We start from the raw sequence: 18,174 nt of genomic DNA, 5'->3' as shown, positions 1-18,174 counted from the left end.
CCGGGGGGAAAGCGAAAACAGATGTCCATGGCGATCGCGCCGACCGCCGGATCCTCCTCGTGGGGCGGACTCCGGGGAGCACTTCGGCTGCTGTTCGGTCTGTCGGGGGCGGCCGAGGAGTCCGCTCCGCCGGCCGGCCGCTCCGCGGCCGAACGCCGCTCCGGCCTGCGCCTGCTGCGCGGCGGCCGTCCGGCCGACGAGGAGCGTCCGACCCTCACCGAGCTCTACCACGCCCACCGCCTGGGCCTGGTCCGGATGGCCGTCCTGCTGGTCGACCACCAGGACATCGCCGAGGACGTGGTGCAGGAGGCGTTCACCGCCCTCTACTCCAAGCACGGCGAGCAGTTGGACGACCTCGACAACGCGCTGGGCTACCTGCGGACGTCGGTGGTCAACGGTGCCCGGTCCGTGCTGCGGCGCCGCAAGACCGCCCGCGAGTACGTGCCGCCGCACGAGGCGGACGCGCCCTCGGCCGAGGACCACGCCGTCCTGAACGACGAGCACCGCCGCGTCCTGGTCGCCCTCAACGAGCTGACCCAGCGCCAGCGCGAGGTGCTGGTGCTGCGCTACTGGTCGGACATGTCCGAGGCACAGATCGCCGAGACCCTGGGACTGTCCCGGGGCGCCGTGAAATCCACCGCGAGCCGGGCCCTGGACGCCCTGGAGAAGCACCTGGAGAAGGTCCGATGAGCGACAAGCACCCCGCGGACGAGACACCCACCGAACGCCTGTTGCGGGAGGCACTGAACGCCAGGGCCTCCCTGGTCACCGCGCAGAGCCTTCGCCCCGCGGCCCCGCCGAAGACCCGGCTGCGCCGGCTGAAGCCGGTGTACGCGGTCGCCGTCCCGCTGTTCGGCCTCGCCGCCGGTGTCCTCGGCTACTTCACCGTCCACGCGACGCCGACCGCGATGAAGCACGACTCCGGACCGGCCGCCAGCGTCAGCGCCTCGCCGACCGAGGGCGTGCAGATCCCGGCCGACCCCAGCCCGTCCCCGTCGGCGAGCACCTCCCCGACCAGCATCCCGGCGATCGCACAGGACTACCTTCCCAGCGCCCTCACGGCGACGGTCGACGGCCTGGCCAAGGGAACCAAGCTGACGGCCGGCGGGGACCCGGTGTCGTTCACGGTGACCTGGACCAACACCACGGAGGTCCGCTTCGACGCCGTGGTGCCGCTGATCTCCGAGCAGTGGCAGGGCGGCGACTGCCGACCGGACGGCCTGACCAGGTTCCAGAGCGACAGCGGCAGCGGCTGGAAGGACGCCGTCCAGCCCGACCCCGACCCGACCCCCCAGGTCCGGCGGGCCGACGGTGTCTTCGCCCTGGAACCCGGGGCCAGCCACACGGTGAAGTACCGCGTCCAGCCGGGCGCGGTGCACGGGGTCGGTACGGCCACCGTCGTCGCCTCCGCCTACGGCATGGTGGACGGCCACGCCGGCCAGCTCGGGACGGTGCAGACCGAGGCCTCGGTGGTCGACGACCACCGCCCCACCGCCGCGCTGGCCGCCGGCCCGAGCGAGTTCGTGGCCGGACGCACCCTGACCGAACTGGACCTGGCGGTCAGCAACGGCACGGGCACCGCGATGTCCGCCGTGGCCCCCGCGGTCACCGTGCACGACGAGTCGGTGTTCCCCGGCGGCGGCTACCGGCTGCGGGCCGCCCGGGTGACCGCCGAGGTCAAGGTCGGCGACCAGTGGCGGAAGGTGGCCACCACCGACGACTCCTGCCGCAAGCTGGTGCTGGTGGACACCTCCTCCCTGCAGCAGACGCTGGCGCCCGGAGCCTCGGCCCGGTTCACCTTCCGCTTCGGCTACACCATGGACAACAGCGACATGTCCACCTCGTCCTGGGTGTTCGGCCTGGGGGCGACCGCCGGCGGGCACGCCGCGGACACCGTCGAGGCGCGGCCGAAGATGACCGTCGCGATGGCCAACTGGACGCCGCCGCCGAGCCCTTCGCCGAGCGCGAGCGCCACCACGGGCGCGGCCGCGGGTGGCACCGCGGGCCAGTGACGCGGTACGTGTCTCCATGCCGCCCCGCCGGGCCGACCCGGCGGGGCGGCGTCGTGTCCGGGCCCGGAAGAAATTCTTCAAAACCACCTGCAACCCCCTGGGGGGATGGACGTCCATGGAGATGAGAGCCAGGGAGAACGGGGACGAAGAACCCGCCGGGGCCGCTCGTCCATCCACCTACGTCCGTTCCTCGGGGGTTCGCCATGCGCGTGTCCGTTGTCAACCGTTTCGCGAAGAGCACCACCGCCGCTCGCGCCCGTCGGCTCGCGCTGGCCGTCCCGCTGGCCGCGGTGGTCGCCGTCGGCCTCAGCGCCTGCGCCGACCCCAAGCACGGCTCCGCGGCTCAGCCCGCGCCCGCCGACACCGCCACGGCCTCCGCCGCGAGCCCGGCCGCCACCGCCTCCGCGACCCCGACCGCCGCCCCGAGCGCGTCGCCGACCCTGCTCAACGGCACCGCCGACAACGGACTGACCATCAGCAACGGCACCCGGTTCGTGGTCATGAACGGCACCACCGTCGACTTCGGTACCCCCGTGCACGACCTCGCCTGGTCCCCGGACGGCAAGAAGGCCGCGTTCGTCGACGGCTCGGGCAACCTGGTGGTCGCGGCACCCGACGGCAGCGGCCAGCTCACCGTCGCCAAGAACCCCGGCGGCCAGACCTGGTCCCACCCCGCCTGGCAGGTCGCCGCCGCCGACCAGAACACCCCCGAGGCCCGCAACAACCTCTTCTTCACCGCCGAGCAGAGCAACGTGCTGCGCCTGATGGGCGTACCGGCCACCGCCGCGGGCGGCACCCCGAAGCCGCTGTCGTTGGGCACCGAGTCCGGCGACAACGTCACCCCGCTGCCGCAGACCGGCAACCAGTGGCCGAACACCGGCGGCAAGGTCGGCCGCGGGGTCTACGCCAACCGCAACACCGGTGAGGTCTACGTCCGCGACGAGTACCTCCGCCAGACCGGCTACTCGCTCGCCAAGGGTTCGGAGCCGACCCTGTCGCCCGACGGCAACGACGTCGTCTTCGTCCGCTCGGTGGACGGCCACAGCCACCTCTTCGCGCAGCACGCCAACGAGAAGACGGCGAAGGACCTCACCCCCGGCGCCACCGCCGACTACAGCGAGCCGGTCTACTCCGCCGACGGCAAGACCATCGCGGCTCGCACCGAGCAGGGCGTCGTCACCCTCCCGGCCAACGGCTCCGCCGCGCCGACCCTGGTCTCCGGCTACACCGGGCTGCCCGCCTTCCGCCCCGGGAAGTGACCGCCGAATGCCCGAAGGCCGGACCCCGCAGAAGGGGGTCCGGCCTTCGGGCATTCGGGCGGGCATCAGCCGGACAGGCCGGCCATCCAGGACTCGACCTCGTCGGAGCGGCGCGGCAGGCCGGCCGAGAGGTTCTCGTTGCCGTCGGCGGTGACCAGGATGTCGTCCTCGATCCGGACGCCGATGCCGCGGTACTCCTCCGGGACGGTCAGGTCGTCCTGCTGGAAGTACAGGCCGGGCTCGACGGTCAGCACCATGCCGGGCTCCAGCACCGCGTCCACGTAGTTCTCGCGGCGGGCGTGCGCGCAGTCGTGCACGTCGAGGCCGAGCATGTGGCCGGTGCCGTGCAGGGTCCAGCGCCGCTGCAGGCCGAGCTCCAGCACCTTCTCCACGTCGTACACCGCCGGGTCGAGCAGGCCCCAGGCGAGCAGGCGCTCGGCCAGCACGCGCTGGGCGGCGTCGTGGAAGTCGCGGAAGCGGCCGCCCGGCTTCACCGCGGCGATGCCGGCCTCCTGCGCGTCGTACACCGCGTCGTAGATCTTGCGCTGCAGCTCGGAGAAGCGGCCGTTGATCGGCAGGGTGCGGGTGACGTCCGCGGTGTAGAGGTTGCGGGTCTCCACGCCGGCGTCCAGCAGCAGCAGCTCGCCCGGGCGGACGTCGCCGTCGTTGCGGACCCAGTGCAGGGTGGTGGCGTGCGGGCCGGCGGCGGCGATGGAGCCGTAGCCGACGTCGTTGCCCTCGACCCGGGCGCGGCGCCAGAACGTGCCCTCGATCCAGCGCTCGGAGGTGGCGACCGCCTGGCCGAGCTCGCGCACCACGTCGGTGAAGCCCTTGACGGTGGCGTCGCAGGCGGCGCGCAGCTCCTCGACCTCCCAGGCGTCCTTGACCAGGCGCAGGCCGGACAGGAAGACCTTGAGCTCGTCGTCCTTCTCCTCGTCCAGCTGACCGGCGAGGGCGGACTCCAGCGCGGCGTCGTAGCCACGCACGATCCGGGTCAAGGCGGTGGCGGCGGCCAGCTCCTCGGCGGCCTGGCGCACGTCGCGGGTGGGCAGGCCGTACAGCTCGGCGGCCTCGGTCAGGCTGTGGCGGCGGCCGACCCACAGCTCGCCGTAGCCGTCCAGCCAGAACTCGCCGTTCTCCCGGTCGGAGCGCGGGCGCAGGTACAGCGCGAAGGTGTGGCCCTCGGCGCCGGACGGCTCGGCGACCAGCACCGCGTCCTCGCTCTGGTCGCCGCACAGGTGCACGTACTCGCTGGCGGCGCGGAAGCTGTAGTCGGTGTCGTTGGCCCGCACCCGAAGGTTGCCGGCCGGGATCACCAGGCGCTCGCCCGGGAAGGCCGCCGACAGCTTCGCGCGGCGCTCGGCGGCGAAGGCCGCCTGCGGGATCGGCTGCAGGCCGTGCAGCTCGGTGTCGGCCCAGCCGGACTTCATCGACGCCGCGAGCTCGTCGGAGACCTCGCCGTAGAGCCCGTTCTTACGGCTCTTGATCGGCTGCTCCTCGTCCTCCGCGGTTGCTCCCTCGGGGTTCTCGGACACCGCGGGGGTACGGTCCTCGGTCACGTACGTCGCCTCCTTGCGCGTGGTGCCGCCACGAGCACCTCGGATCGCGAGGGGCATGGGCAGCCGTGCCGCCCATGGTACAAAACAGCCGTTCGGTACCGGGGGGGTGCTCCCGAAAGTACGCCCGAAGGCCGGTGCTCAGCCGAACCGGACCGCCAGCAGGACCAGGTCGTCGCGGCGCGGCCCGTCGCCCACCTGGGCGAGCAGGTGGTCGCAGAGCGCGCCGGGGTCGAGCCGCACGTCCCGGGGCGCGTCCGCGGCGGCCCGGCGCAGCGCCGCCTGGCCGGCGTGCAGGGTCGGCCCCAGGCAGCGGGCCAGGCCCTCGGTGTAGAGCACCAGGACGTCGCCCGGCTCGGCGGTGAAGTCCACCCCGGGCGCCTCCCAGCAGCTGAGCATGCCCAGCGGGGCGGACAGCGAGGTCTCCACGAAGTCGGCGCCGTACCGGTTGACCAGCACCGGCGGGCAGTGCCCGGCCCCGGCCAGCGAGACCTGCCGGTCCTCGGGGCTCACGCAGGCGTAGACCGCCGTCGCCGAGCGGGTCGGCTCGGTGGTCTTCAGCAGCAGCTCCAGGTCGCCGAGGACGGAGACCGGGTCCTCGCCCTCCAGCACCGCGTACGCGCGCAGCGCCGCCCGCACCCGCCCCATCGCGGCGGCCGCGCCCGGCGCGGAGCCCGGGTGGGCGCCCGGGCCGTCGCCGAGCACGCTGCCCACGGTCACACCGAGGGTGCCGTCGGGCAGCGCGACCGCGTCGTACCAGTCGCTGCCGGCCGAGCGCTCGAGCGCGGCCGGGCGGCAGCGGGCGGCGAGCCGCAGGCCGTCCACGGCGGGCAGGTGGTCCGGCAGCAGGCCGCGGCGCAGCGCCTCGGTGGAGCGCACCGCGGTGTCCGCCTCCAGCTGCCGGGCCAGCAGCGGGGCGGCGAACTCGCAGAACCGGCGTGCCAGGTTCTGGCGCCGCTCGTCGGGCCGGCCGGGCTCGTCGTAGAACCAGGCGGCGGCGGCCAGCGCCCCGTCCCGGTCGGTGGCCAGCGGCAGCGCGTAGCAGGCGCCGAGGCCGAGCTGCCCGGCCACCTCGCGGAAGCGCGGGCCGACCGACGGGTCACCGGCCAGGTCGTCGATCAGCAGCCGGCCGTTCTCGGCGGGGTGGCTGAGCAGCCCGGCGAACGGGCCGTGCTCGGCCGGGACGGTCTCCAGAGCGCCGAGCATCGACCGGTCCAGGCCGAGGCCGACCGGCCGGCCGAGGGTGCGGGCCGGGCCGGGCCGGAACGTGACGATCACCCCGCGGCGGGCGCCGAGCAGGGCCGCGCCGGAGTCCAGCACCGCGTCCAGGGTCTCGTCCAGGCCGTGGGCGCGGGCCAGCAGCTCGGTGTGCTCCTGCAGACTGGTGAAATCGGACAGCCATCCGGCCAAACGGTCCTGCAGGTCGGCGGAGGGCTCCTCGCCGAGGCAGGGCAGCACCGTCTCCGACAGCAGCGGCTGGACGTCGGTCATGTCGCAACTCCCCACAATCCTGAACATGCCACGCAGGACCCCCGAGACCGACCTAAACGGCTTCCTCACTCACTACTCGGCAGGAATCCACCACTTGTACACAGGCCGATCGGGGCATGTCCAGAATCGGGACAGGATCCGTACAGGCCTCTCGGCCCGGGCGCCGGGCCGCCGGCGGGGGCGCCGGGACCACCCGGAACGCTGACGGGAGATCAAGTCGATTCCGGGATCGTAGGCTTCGCCCGCCGACTGCCCTCCCCCGCCGGGTTTCCCTCACTCGTACGGTGGAACCAGGGGCCGCGGGGGCGCGTCCATCCGGACGTATGAGGGATTCTCGTTCCAGGGCCCGAACGTGCGGCGGCCCCCTCCCTCGCTCACTCCGGTCGCGGAAAGGAACGAGCCTCCATGCGTCGTACGCACCCAGGCACCACCTCCCGGTCGACCGCCCGCCTGTGGTGGCCCACGCCCCGGCGCCGGGCCCGGATCGCCGCCCTGGCGGCCGCGCTGGACGCGGCGGTGGGCCGGGGCTGGCCCGTGGTCCCCGGCGCCCGCGCGGTGCGCGGCGAGAACGGCCCCTGCGCCTGCGCCGACCCGCTCTGCCCGGCCCCCGGCGAACACCCGCAGGACCCGCCGCTGGAGGCGGCCACCGCCGATCCCCGGATGGTCCGCTGGTGGTGGGAGGAGCGGGCGCCGGGCGCGCCCGTGCTGCTGGCCACCGGCCGCGTGGTGTGCGCGGTGAGCCTGCCGCGGCCGGCCGGCCCCTGGCTGCTGAGCCACCTGGCCGAGACCGGCGTCCCGCACGGCCCGGTGCTGGCCACCACCGAGCGGTACGTGCTGCTCACCGCCCCGTACACGCTCGACGAGTTGGGCGGGATGCTGGCCGACCGGCCCTGGGTGCCGGGAGCGCTGCGCTACCACGGTCCGGGCGGCTACCTGGTGCTGCCGCCGTCGCGGACCGGTGCGGGTCAGGTGCACTGGGTGCGCCGTCCACTGGCCGGTGAACCGTGGCTTCCCCAGGTCGGCACGCTGCTGGGCGGGTTGATCACGGCCAGCGCCGTGGCCCTGCCGCACGGCTGAGAAAAAAGATCCGACCGCTGGCGACGGGGGATGCACCAGCGGTCGGACTATTCAAACAGTAACAAAGATCCGCGTCCGCGCCAATTTGTCCACGCCGCGCGGGTCTTGGGATTCTTCGTGATTCGGCCGAAATGTGATGCACATCACCTCCGGCTCAGTTTCCGTCAGTTCAGGGTGATCTGACGGCTCACCAGGTTGGCGCGGGCGCGGCGCTCGTCCGCGGTCAGCGGACGCGGGTCGGCGAGGGTCTCGGCCAGGCGCGCGGCGAACTCGACGGCCGGCTTCTCGCACTCCTCGGCGGTCATCTCCAGCGGCAGGTCCCACACCGGCACGGTCAGGCCGTGCGCGCGGAAGGACCCGACCAGCCTGGTGTCCTCGCCCAGCGAGGACAGCCCCGCGGCGGACAGCCGGGCGAGCGCGTCCAGCAGCTGCTCCTCCGGCACGGTCATCACCCAGCGCAGGTGGTTCTTGTCCGGAGTGCCGCACCAGTACGCCGAGTCCACCCCGGCCAGCTTCTCGGTCGGGATCGCCGAGGCGTTGGCGCGCTCCAGCGAGGCGGCCACGTCGCCGGTCGCCGACTCCGCGTCCTCCAGCCAGAATTCGAAACCGGTGTGCACGGCGGGCGTGAACGGGGCCGAGGTGTCCAGCAGTTCCTGCAGGCGGCGGCCGCCCGGGGCGGTCCGGCGGGCCGGCACCGGGCTGCCCGGCTCGGTGGCCAGCGCCAGCTCCAGCGCCTCCGCCAGGTCACGGCTCAGGTCGCCCGAGGAGGACTGGGTCTGCAGGCCCAGCATGATCGAACCGTCCGGGCGGCGCAGCGCCGGCCAGGCCAGCGGCAGCACGGTCGCCAGCGTCACCGACGGGACCTCGCCCACCGCGCCCTCCGCCACCCCGGCGGCCAGCGTCAGCGGAACGGTCGCGGCCGGCACCAGCTCGCGCAGCGCCACCCAGTCCGCCTCGCCGGGCAGACCCTCGAACGGGCGGTGCACCAACTCCTGCACCGCGTGGGCGGCCTGGCGGCCGTGGCAGGCCTTGTACCGGCGGCCGGAGCCGCACGGGCACGCCTCGCGCGCACCGACGACCGGGACCTCGCCCTCGACGACGGCGGTGGACTGACCGGACTGCTTCTTGGCGGCCTTCTTGGCCATGGTGCGGCTCTCCCGGGGACGGCGACGTTGCTCCCGGCAGCCTACTTCCAGCGGCGCCCCACGGCGTCTGCGCTCAGGCGCTGCGCGCCTCGGGGCCTGCGGCGACCTGCCCGAACGGGGAGAGCTCGGCCCACACCGTCACCTGACCGGGTGCGTGGCGCACCCCCCAGTCCCTGGCCAGCCGGCTCACGATGCTCAACCCCCGGCCGCCGTGCGCCGTCACCGACGGGCTGGCCGGGACGGGTCTGGTGGTCGCCCCGCCGTCCGTCACCTCCAGCACCAGCGGACCGTCCGCAAGCATCCGCCAACGGACCAGAACGGCACCGGTGTCGTCCGAATCCGACTGATCGGGGCGCAGCGCCAGCGGTCGCGCGTACCGACAGGAATTGCTGAGCAGTTCGGAGAGGATCAGTACCGCGTCGTCAATCACCGCATCCGGTATCGCGTGATCGCCGAGCTCGCTCCGCAGCCTGCGCCGCGCCACGCCGACACTGGCCGCACCGTGCGGAACGGCCATGGCCGATGACGTCGGCCCGGCCTCGATTGGCACAGCTCGCGCCACCATCAACGCCACCCCCGGACCTCCTTCAGGCTCCTGCCGAGGGATGGATGCCCCCTGGGAATGCACCGGAAACGGACGTTCGACGATCGCGCACGGCCATTCCGCGCCATCGCAACGCTCGGTCAGCAAAAGGTGATGAACACCTCACGGTCCGTCGTGAAACCCAGGCGAAATACCGATTTCGCGCTTCGCGACCCGACGCGCGCCCCCACTTCACGCCCGCGCACGACCGACATTCCGGCCGGCCCGTCGGGGGCGTGCCGGGATCGTCCGGCCGAGGCGTGCCGGGACCGTCCGCCCGGGCGTGCCGGGATCGTCCGGCCGAGGCGTGCCGGGACCGTCCGCCCGGGCGTGCCGGGATCACCGGCCGAGCTGCGCCAGCACCTGCGCCGGACGGTTGGTGATCAGCGCCTCCACGCCCAGCTCCAGGCAGAGTTCGACGTCGGCCGGCTCGTCCACCGTCCACACGTGCACCCGGTGCCCGGCCCGCCGCAGCGCCGCCACCAGACCCGGATCGCGCCGCACCAACTCGATGCCCGGACCGGCGATCCGGGCCCCGCCCGGCAGCGCCCTGGTCCGACCCAGCACCGGCAGCCGGCGCTCCAGCAGGTACACCGTCGGCAGCCCCGGCGCCGCCCGCCGCACCCGGTGCAGCGACAGCTCCGAGAAACTCATGATCCGCACCGGGGAACCGGCCGGATCCTCCGACCCCTCCTTCGGCAGCAGCCCGTAGCGGTCCAGCAGCCGCAGCAGCTCCGCCTCGGTGCGGCCCGCGTACCGGGTCGGGTGCTTGGTCTCGATCGCCAGCTCCACCCGCCGCCCGGCGTCCGCCACCAGCTCCAGCAACTGCGCCAGCGTGAGGACCGAGGCCGGCCGCGGGTCCTCGGGCGACTTCCACGAACCGAAGTCCAGCTCGGACAGCTGCGCCAGGGTCATCGCCGACACCGTGCCGCGTCCGTCCGAGGTCCGCCGCACCGTGCGGTCGTGCACGCACACCAGCTGCCCGTCCGCGGTCAGCCGGACGTCGCACTCGAGGCCGTCCGCGCCCTCCTCGATCGCCCGGCGGTACGCCTCGGCGGTGTGCTCGGGAAGGGCGGCCGAGGAGCCGCGGTGCGCGATGACCTTCACTGCCGACCGGTCCAGCGGCGGCTGACCAGCGGCGGCGGGGAGGGGCTGGGTGTCCACGTCAGCCACCCTACGCGGGGCCCCGTGACGGAGTGACACCGGCACGGGGAACCTGCGGTGAACAGCGCACCGGGGCGCGTCAGTGCCGGTCGGCGGGGGTGGTGGTGGCCTTGGTGCCGCCGGAGGAACCGGACGTCACCGCCGCCACCGCCGCGGTGACCGCGGCCGCCACCAGGAAGGAGAACAGCGACGCCGAGGTCCACGCCTGCGGCGTGAAGTGCACCGCCTCCTGCGCCTTCGTCCAGAACTCCGTCCACCAGTCCGCGACCGCCGTCGGCGCCAGGAACTGGTACGTCGCGAAGCCCAGCACCCACGGCAGCAGCATCGACCAGCGGGCCGGCGCATCCTGCGCCAGGTTCCAGCCGCGGCGGCCGGCGCCGAAGAAGTAGTCCACCGCCAGCACCGCGAACAGCGGCACGAACACCGAGCCGATCAGCCCGAGGAAGGCGTAGTACGAGGCCGTGAACTCCTGGATCCGCAGCGCCAGCAGCGTCACCACCACGCCGATCCCGCCGGTCAGCACCCGGCGGTCCACCCGCGGCAGCAGGTTGTGCACCGACATCGCGGTCGAGTACACGTTCGCGAACGACTGGTCGGTCTCCCGCAGCACCAGCACCAGCAGGAACGCCCAGCCCGCCGCCACCCCGGTGAACGAGGAGAAGATCTTGTCGGCGTCGCCGCCCGACTGCAGCAGCGCGATCAGGCCCAGCACGTAGCACCACACCTGGGCGACCGTGTACCCCGAGAAGGTGCCCCAGAACGACGCCGAGGAGCTGCGCGCGTGCCGGGTGTAGTCCGCGGCCAGCGGGACGAACGAGATCGACACCGCGATGATCGCGTCGGTCGCCTGCAGGAAGCCGTCCCAGTTTCCCGCACCCGGGTCCGGGAAGCCCTGACGGCCCAGCTGGACGGTGAAGTACACCATCGCCACGCCGACCGCCACCGCCACGTACTTGCGCAGCACCGCGATCGCGCCCAGCGGCCAGATGGTCAGCGCCGTGGTCAGCGCACCCGCCGCCACCACGAACAGCCAGCGCCACCCCTCGGTGCCCGCCACCGTCTGCGCACCCCAGGCGATCACCGTCAGCTCGTACACGCCCCAGCCGATGCACTGCAGGATGTTCAGCACCGTCGGCAGGTACGACAGCCGGGTGCCGAACAGGCCGCGCAGCACCGCCATCGCCGGCGCACCCGTCCGCGCGCCGATCAGGGCCGCGACACCCAGCATCGCGGTACCGATCGCGGTACCGGCCACGATCGCCGTCACGGCGGCCGTGAAGCCCAGCTCCTTGCCCGGCTGGCCCAGCACCGTCGCGGCGCTGGTGAAGCCGATCAGACTGACCCCGAGGTTGGCCCACAGCGCGAACAGCGCCCGGAAGTCGAGCGTGCGGGGCGGTGCCGTGTCCAGCACCAGCGGGGCCTCGACGCGCGACGACCGCGCGTCCTCGGAAATTGGTGCAGGCGAAACAGCCGTCATGGCCGATACTCCCTACGCCGGCATTACCCGGACAGGTTCCGGCGGTCAGCGCCCCCTCGACCGCCACGGCGACACCGCCATGGCATACGGTCGAACCGGCGCACTCTCAGCCTGGCTGGCCCAAGCTCCCGCGATTCTTCGGTTTACAGGAGCGACAGGCTAACGGCAGGCGGGGCGAACGCCAAGGCCAGGGGGGTGAGCCGTCCGCATCGCGGGACCGCGGGACGGACTCGTCAGGAGCGCCTAAGCCTTCTCATGATTTCTTCAGGAGGCGGCTTACGGCATCCGAATCCGGCATGAGAAAAACTATGGCCCAAGGTCCTGTCAGCTATGGAGGTCGTCCGTGAGCAGCGAGCACGCGAGTGGTTCCACCGGGCCGGAGGAAGCCAAGCCCTCCGCCGGTGCAGAGGCGGTTGCTCCGGCTCCCGACGCCGCGCCGGGCACCGCGCCGACGTACATCGACGCGCCGCCGCCGGTCGTCGAGCCCGCACCCACGCTTGCGCTCGGCAAGGTGAGCAGCCCCGAGACTCCCGAGGCCCCCGCGCCGGCCGCCCCGGCCGCGCCCGCGGCCCCCGTCGCCGACCCGTACGCGGCGGCCCCTGTCGCCGACCCGTACGCGGCCCCTGCGGGCTCGCCGTACGCGGCTCCGGCCGCCTCCTCGCCTCCCGCCCCCGAGAACCCGTTCGCCGCGCCGCCGGTCGTCCCCGGCGGTGAGCCCGCCGCCCACGGCCAGGACGCCGCCGGGCAGCCGCACCACCCGTTCGGCGCCGGCCACCCCCTCGGCGGCTGGGGCAACCCGTCCGGTGGAGCGCCCGGTGGCCCCGGCGGCCCGACCGAGTGGGGCACCCCCGGTGCGTCCGCCCCCCAGCCCGGCCGCAAGCGCGGCGGACTGATCGCCCTGGTCGCCGCCGTCGCCCTGATCGCCGGCCTGGTCGGCGGCGCGATCGGCGCCGGCGTCTCCGGCAGCGACAGCGGCTCCACCAGCGGCTCCAGCCACAACAGCACCACCGTCACCGTCGGCGACAACCAGAAGAACGTCGAGCGCGCCCCCGGCTCGGTCGCCGGCATCGCCGCCAAGGCACTGCCCAGCACCGTCACCATCAAGGCCCAGGGCTCCAGCGAGTCCGGCACCGGCACCGGCTTCGTCTTCGACACCGAGGGCCACATCCTCACCAACAACCACGTGGTCGCCCCCGCCGCCGACGGCGGCAAGCTCACCGTCAAGTTCTCCGACGGCTCCTCCTACAACGCCTCGGTGATCGGCCGCGCCCAGGGCTACGACGTCGCCGTCATCAAGCTCGACAACCCGCCCAAGGACAAGCTCAACCCGCTGCCCCTCGGCGACTCCGACAAGGTCGCCATCGGCGACGCCACCATCGCCATCGGCGCCCCGTACGGCCTCGAAGGCACCGTCACCACCGGCATCATCAGCGCCAAGGACCGCCCCGTCGCCTCCGGCGACGAGACCAGCGCCGTCGCCTCCTACATGAACGCCCTGCAGACCGACGCCTCCATCAACCCCGGCAACTCCGGCGGCCCGCTGCTCAACGGCTCGGGCGAGGTCATCGGCATCAACTCGGCGATCCAGTCCAACAGCAGCGGCAACGGCCGGGCCGGCTCCATCGGCCTCGGCTTCGCCATCCCGATCAACCAGGCCAAGTGGGTCGCCCAGACCCTGATCAAGGACGGCACCCCCGTCTACGCGATCCTCGGCGTGCTGCGCAACGACGACTACAAGGGCGACGGCGCCCAGATCCAGACCGCCGCCGTCAAGGGCACCCCGCCCGTCACCCCCGGCGGCCCCGCCGACCAGGCCGGCCTCAAGGCCGGCGACGTCATCACCAAGCTCGGCGGCATCTCCATCGACAGCGGCCCGACCCTGGTCAGCGAGATCTGGACCCACAAGCCCGGCGAGAAGGTCGACGTCGAGTACACCCGCGACGGCAAGGCCGCCAAGACCACCGTCACCCTCGGCGAGCGCAAGGGCGACAGCTGACCCACCCGGTCACCGACCGGAACGGCGTGCACCGAAACGGTGTGCACCGAACCCCCCGGAACCCGTTAGGCTGGCCTCCTTCAGGAGGGTTGCCCGAGCGGCCTAAGGGAACAGTCTTGAAAACTGTCGTGGCCTCGCGCCACCGTGGGTTCAAATCCCACACCCTCCGCCACAGCGGATGAACCGCCAGCTCAGGGCGGGTACCGGCACCAGTCGGTACCCGCCCTTCGCTCTGTCGGCCCCTGGGACATTGGCGCCCTGCCCTGGCGGATGTCGAGCCAGAACCGGCGGGCTGGCCGACCGTCAGGTCATGACGGGCTCCGTGGGTTGCGGCGCTGGTTCAGTTGCTCCGCGAAGTCATCGGCCGAGCTGCCCCGTGGTCCGGTGAGCTCCGCACCGAACGGGATCTCCGCCTGGGTCTTCCGGAGGAACGCCCGGAGCGCGCTGCGCTCGGTCCGCAGTAGTGCGTCACCTTCGGGCGAGCTGAGGAGGATGAAGATGTGGGGCGCTCGACGACGCTCCCGCGGTGCCGGGTCGGGGACGAAGTCGATCACGCCGCCCTCGTCGCTCGTCAGCGGTGGGGCGTCGAACCCGGGCCAGATCCTGACGTCCCCGCATCCTGCGGCCTTGCGGAGGCCGGCGAACAGCAGCCCTCGGCCGAACACCCAGTCGACCGTCTCGCCTGCCCCGACGTGCATGCTCACATGGACGGCGAACGGGTCGTCGGAGCGGTACGTCAGCGACGCGGGGACCGGGTAGGTGCGGTCTCCGGCCTCCAGCCGCATGATCACCTCGCCTCGGACGGTGCTGAGCCCGGACTCGCGATCGGTGTCCCACTGGTGTCGGGATGGTCCTCCCCGCGCCCGGACGCTTCCGTCGCCGCCGCTCTTGCCGGCAGCCGCGAGCAGTGCGTGATGACGGGCGAGGCGCCCCCGCGCCCGGGCGCCGGTACGCGCGCGCAGTGCCTGTGCGCCGGCCGTACCGAGCGAGCTGTCCTCGATATCGGCGAGGAGGCCGAAGAGTTCGAGCGCGGTCGAGCTGACCAGGGGTTCCTCCGCCGGATCGATGCGGAGCACCCGACGAACGCGGCGCAGTTCGGTGAGGGTCTCCGTCAGCTCGGAAGAGCTGGAGTGCGTTCGCATGTCCTCGAGCCGGGAGATCGCGCGTTCCACGACGTCGAGATTGATCTTCGGCACGTTCACTTCCCCTCCCTTCGGATGGTCCCGTCGGCGTCGTCCGAGGCCGCCGCCGGGCCCGTGGCACGCTGTCGGCGCAGCCGCGAGAGCCTCATGGCAACCGCACCGGCCGACATGTTCAGGTGCTCTCCGATTTCCTTGTTGCTGTAGTCGTGAATGACGAGGAAGGCGGCGGTCCGGGTCGTCGCATCCTCGATGTCGGCCAGGGCTCGGTCGATGAAGTCCCGGCTGGCCGCCTTCACTTCGGGCTGTTCGGGCTCCGGGGTGCGCAGGTCGGCGAGATCTTCGTGGCCACCGGCTGCGATCGGCGGCCGCCTGGACCGCTCTCCCGCCCACCTTTCGAAGACTCCACCGAACTCCATGAGCACCGCACCGACGAAGAACGTCTTGAGTGATGCTCCGCCCTCGGGATTCCACTTGCCCTTGATCAGCGCGTACTCGCGGAAGGTCCGCAGCCCGCGGGCGACCGCCTCGCAGGCGAGTTCCTCACGCTCGTCGCGATCCCCCCGCAGGGCCGCGAGATCGCCAGGAACGCGGGATTTCACCGGGCGGCCTTTCGCGGCGCACCGGCTGAAGATCTCGCCCGTGTAGAGCCAGTTCATGATGATCGGCAGGGCGTAGGCGGCGAGGGCGTCCGCGAACAGGTCCCACGCCATGCCCTTGAACCCGGCAGCGCTGAGCCGGTCGTACAGCGCGCGATCGCTCTCGCCGCGCTCCCGGTCCGTGGCCTCGGCCGAGCGCTGCGCGTGGCTGAGCCGGTCGGTGTCGGGTGTGAGGCGGAGGTGGAACAAGTGGTGCGGCTCGCGTGCCGCGTCGCCGTCCGTGTCGAAGGTCGTCTCGTGACTCCGCGACACCGACGGCGGCGGAGGCACCCCGGGCTGGTCGTCGCGCATGCATCTCCTCTGGCAGGTCGGCCTGACGGCAGGTCATCCGGGACCTAAGGGGTCGCCTCGCGGAGGTGTCACGCATCAGTTGGGAATTCCCACCATCGCCCGAGACGCGTGACGAAGTGCGCCGGTCCCCCCTATGTCCGAGTCGAGCGTTCGTCGGGAGCGATGAGTGGAACTCCGGAGGCGGGCTCCGCCCGGAGATGTTCGAAAGGGAATTCGGTCATGGACTTGTCGGCGGTTGTCATCAGTGCCGTGGGGACTCTCATCGCTGTCATCTGCGCTGCGGAGCGTCTTCCCGCTGCCGCGACGAGGCTGGTCGTCGCCTGCATTCCCCTGGTGCACGCGATCCGAGCGCTGCTCCGCGCTTGCAGGACCGGTGCCCCCGCCGACGACTCGCGCGACTTCACCTGAGCAGGAGGTGGGCACACCTGGTTGCCCGGGAGGTGGGGTGGGAGGAGAGTGCCAAGCGGACAGGTGCGCGGGAGTGGAGGCCGGTGTGGGTGGACTGGTGGAGCGGCTGCGGCGGGGGTTGCCGGAGGGTGCCGTGGCGGTGGATCCGGATGTGATGGCGGCGTACGCGCATGACATGGCGGGCTTCTGCGAGGCGGGGGAGCCGGCGGTGGTGGTGTTCCCGGAGACGGTGGCGCAGGTGCAGCACGTGCTGCGGACCGCGACCGAGCTGCGGGTGCCGGTGGTGCCGCAGGGGGCGCGGACCGGTTTGTCCGGCGGGGCGAACGCGGTGGACGGCTGCGTGGTGCTGTCGATGGTGCGGATGAACCGGATCGTGGCGGTGGATCCGGTGGACCGGATCGCCGTGGTGCAGCCGGGTGTGGTGAACGCGGAGCTGTCCCGGGCGGCGGCGAAGCACGGGCTGGTGTACCCGCCGGACCCGTCCAGCTGGGAGTCCTGCACGATCGGCGGCAACATCGGCACCGGCGCCGGCGGGCTGTGCTGCGTGAAGTACGGAGTGACCAGCGAGTACGTGCTCGGTCTCGAGGTGGTGCTGGCGGACGGCCGGCTGCTGCGGACCGGGCGGCGGACGGCGAAGGGGGTGGCCGGGTACGACCTGACCCGGCTGTTGGTGGGGTCGGAGGGGACGCTCGGCGTGGTGGTCGAGGCGGTGGTGGCGCTGCGGCCCGCGCCGGAGCCGCAGCTGGTGCTGGCGGCGGAGTTCGGCAGTGTGGACGCGGCGGGGGCGGCGGTGTGCGAGGTGATGGCGCGCGGTTGCACGCCCTCGCTGATGGAGCTGATGGACGCGACGACCGTGCGGGCGGTCAACGCGATGGCGCAGATGGGGCTGCCGGAGTCGACCAGGGCGCTGCTGCTGGTGGCGTTCGACGGGCCGGACCGGCGGGAGCGGCTGGCCGAGGTGGCCGAGGTGTGCGCCGGGGCGGGGGCGACCGAGGTGGTGCCGGCCGAGGACCAGGCCGAGTCCGACCTGCTGCTCCAGGCACGGCGGCTGTCGCTGCCGGCGATGGAGCGGATGGGCACCACGATGATCGACGACGTGGCGGTGCCGCGTTCGCGGCTGGCGGACATGTTGAACGGGGTGGCGGAGATCGCGGAGCGGCAGCGGCTGACCATCGGGGTGGTCTCGCACGCGGGGGACGGCAACACCCACCCGGTGGTGATCTTCGATTCGCGTGATCCGGACGAGACGGGGCGGGCCCGGGAGTCGTTCGACGAGATCATGGCGCTCGGCCTGGAGCTGGGCGGGACGGTGACCGGGGAGCACGGGGTCGGCCTGCTGAAGCGGGAGTGGCTGGCCCGGGAGCTGGGGCCGGTGGGGCTGGAGCTGCAGCGGCAGATCAAGGCGGTCTTCGATCCGCTGGGAATTCTCAACCCGGGTAAGACCTTCTGACGTCACACCTTCCGACCGTCATTTGATGATGGTCGAAATTCGGCTGGAATTGTCGACAGGGTTGGCTGATTCGACCCTGAGGGGGGCGTGCAGGTGGTCGGCGTGCGCCCGGGGTGGTGTCGGGTCGGGTGCGGACTGCTCCGTCCGTGCGGTCCTCGGGTGGGGGCGGGTGGTCGACGTGCGCCGCCGTCCGGGGGAAACGTGCAGGTGGGATGCGGTGTGTCGGTCGGCGGATCGAAACGCGGCGGATTATGCGCAGGCGCCGCGACATCACGCTTACGGGCGAAATGGTGCTCCGGTGCTGGTGCTTTGTCGATTTGTTGCGGAAGCCTGTGTCCCGGCATCGCGGTCCGCAGGGTTCGTCTGGCCACGAATCCCGGCGCCGCGCAGTCGAGACTTCCAACCCCCAACCCCCACGGAGGAATCTCATGACGTGCTTCCGCACCAGTCGCCCGTCCGGCCTGTCG

14 protein-coding genes and 1 tRNA gene are annotated in these 18,174 nt (G+C 72.7%); 7 read left to right on the top strand and 8 right to left on the bottom strand.

The window, feature by feature from the left end; genetic code table 11:
• Positions 1 to 27 precede the first annotated feature (27 nt).
• The 3 genes from FHR36_RS30955 to FHR36_RS30945 all read left to right on the top strand — a co-directional run bounded on the left by FHR36_RS30955 (position 28) and on the right by FHR36_RS30945 (position 3,271).
• A complete protein-coding gene (locus FHR36_RS30955) occupies positions 28 to 690 on the top strand; it encodes an RNA polymerase sigma factor (protein ID WP_253802553.1) in 663 nt (220 codons plus the stop codon).
• Positions 687 to 2,012: a hypothetical protein gene (locus tag FHR36_RS30950; RefSeq protein ID WP_253802551.1), complete on the top strand. Its 1,326-nt coding sequence runs from the start codon at positions 687 to 689 to the stop codon at positions 2,010 to 2,012. Before FHR36_RS30955 ends, FHR36_RS30950 begins: the two co-directional genes overlap by 4 nt.
• A 203-nt stretch (positions 2,013 to 2,215) precedes the next feature.
• The gene (locus FHR36_RS30945) at positions 2,216 to 3,271 is read left to right on the top strand and encodes a TolB family protein (RefSeq protein WP_253802549.1); all 1,056 of its coding nucleotides are present in this window, start codon (positions 2,216 to 2,218) and stop codon (positions 3,269 to 3,271) included.
• Between the two features lie 65 nt (positions 3,272 to 3,336).
• Here the strand turns inward: FHR36_RS30945 and FHR36_RS30940 are convergent, their stop codons facing one another.
• Complete coding sequence (locus FHR36_RS30940; RefSeq protein WP_253802548.1) at positions 3,337 to 4,830, bottom strand: aminopeptidase P family protein; 1,494 nt, start codon at positions 4,828 to 4,830, stop codon at positions 3,337 to 3,339.
• A 138-nt stretch (positions 4,831 to 4,968) separates the two neighbouring features.
• Positions 4,969 to 6,318, bottom strand: coding sequence for a PP2C family protein-serine/threonine phosphatase (locus FHR36_RS30935; RefSeq protein WP_253802547.1), 1,350 nt, complete (start codon positions 6,316 to 6,318; stop codon positions 4,969 to 4,971).
• A 405-nt stretch (positions 6,319 to 6,723) separates the two neighbouring features.
• Here FHR36_RS30935 and FHR36_RS30930 point away from each other — a divergent pair, with 405 nt between their 5' ends.
• The gene (locus tag FHR36_RS30930; RefSeq protein WP_253802545.1) at positions 6,724 to 7,395 is read left to right on the top strand and encodes a bifunctional DNA primase/polymerase; all 672 of its coding nucleotides are present in this window, start codon (positions 6,724 to 6,726) and stop codon (positions 7,393 to 7,395) included.
• Positions 7,396 to 7,559: 164 nt separating this feature from the next.
• Here the strand turns inward: FHR36_RS30930 and FHR36_RS30925 are convergent, their stop codons facing one another.
• From FHR36_RS30925 to FHR36_RS30910, 4 genes are all read right to left on the bottom strand, one after another.
• Complete coding sequence (locus FHR36_RS30925; protein WP_253802543.1) at positions 7,560 to 8,540, bottom strand: DUF5926 family protein; 981 nt, start codon at positions 8,538 to 8,540, stop codon at positions 7,560 to 7,562.
• Positions 8,541 to 8,613: 73 nt separating this feature from the next.
• Positions 8,614 to 9,105, bottom strand: a complete 492-nt coding sequence (locus FHR36_RS30920) for an ATP-binding protein (protein WP_253803218.1) — start codon at positions 9,103 to 9,105, stop codon at positions 8,614 to 8,616.
• Between the two features lie 357 nt (positions 9,106 to 9,462).
• Positions 9,463 to 10,287: a glycerophosphodiester phosphodiesterase gene (locus tag FHR36_RS30915; RefSeq protein WP_253802541.1), complete on the bottom strand. Its 825-nt coding sequence runs from the start codon at positions 10,285 to 10,287 to the stop codon at positions 9,463 to 9,465.
• 79 nt (positions 10,288 to 10,366) lie between these two features.
• Positions 10,367 to 11,698 carry a purine-cytosine permease family protein gene (locus FHR36_RS30910; protein WP_253802539.1) on the bottom strand — a complete coding sequence of 444 codons (1,332 nt, stop codon included), beginning with the start codon at positions 11,696 to 11,698 and terminating at the stop codon, positions 10,367 to 10,369.
• 409 nt (positions 11,699 to 12,107) lie between these two features.
• Here FHR36_RS30910 and FHR36_RS30905 point away from each other — a divergent pair, with 409 nt between their 5' ends.
• A complete protein-coding gene (locus FHR36_RS30905) occupies positions 12,108 to 13,760 on the top strand; it encodes a S1C family serine protease (protein WP_253802537.1) in 1,653 nt (550 codons plus the stop codon).
• Between the two features lie 83 nt (positions 13,761 to 13,843).
• Positions 13,844 to 13,932, top strand: a tRNA-Ser gene (locus FHR36_RS30900).
• Positions 13,933 to 14,068: 136 nt separating this feature from the next.
• Here the strand turns inward: FHR36_RS30900 and FHR36_RS40120 are convergent.
• Entirely contained in the window at positions 14,069 to 14,962 is an 894-nt protein-coding gene (locus FHR36_RS40120; RefSeq protein WP_253802536.1) for an SsgA family sporulation/cell division regulator, read from the bottom strand.
• Positions 14,959 to 15,849 (bottom strand): RNA polymerase sigma factor, encoded by an 891-nt coding sequence (locus FHR36_RS30890; protein ID WP_253802534.1) that lies wholly within the window; start codon positions 15,847 to 15,849, stop codon positions 14,959 to 14,961. Before FHR36_RS30890 ends, FHR36_RS40120 begins: the two co-directional genes overlap by 4 nt.
• 493 nt (positions 15,850 to 16,342) lie before the next feature.
• Here FHR36_RS30890 and FHR36_RS30885 point away from each other — a divergent pair, with 493 nt between their 5' ends.
• Positions 16,343 to 17,707, top strand: a complete 1,365-nt coding sequence (locus FHR36_RS30885; protein ID WP_253802532.1) for an FAD-binding oxidoreductase — start codon at positions 16,343 to 16,345, stop codon at positions 17,705 to 17,707.
• The last annotated feature ends 467 nt before the right edge of the window (positions 17,708 to 18,174 follow it).

It is taken from the genome of Kitasatospora cinereorecta (assembly GCF_024172095.1).
GTDB classification, from domain to species: Bacteria; Actinomycetota; Actinomycetes; order Streptomycetales; family Streptomycetaceae; genus Kitasatospora; species Kitasatospora cinereorecta.
The sequence above is the reverse complement of the archived record's forward strand: the minus strand, read 5'-3'. Positions and strand labels throughout refer to the sequence as shown.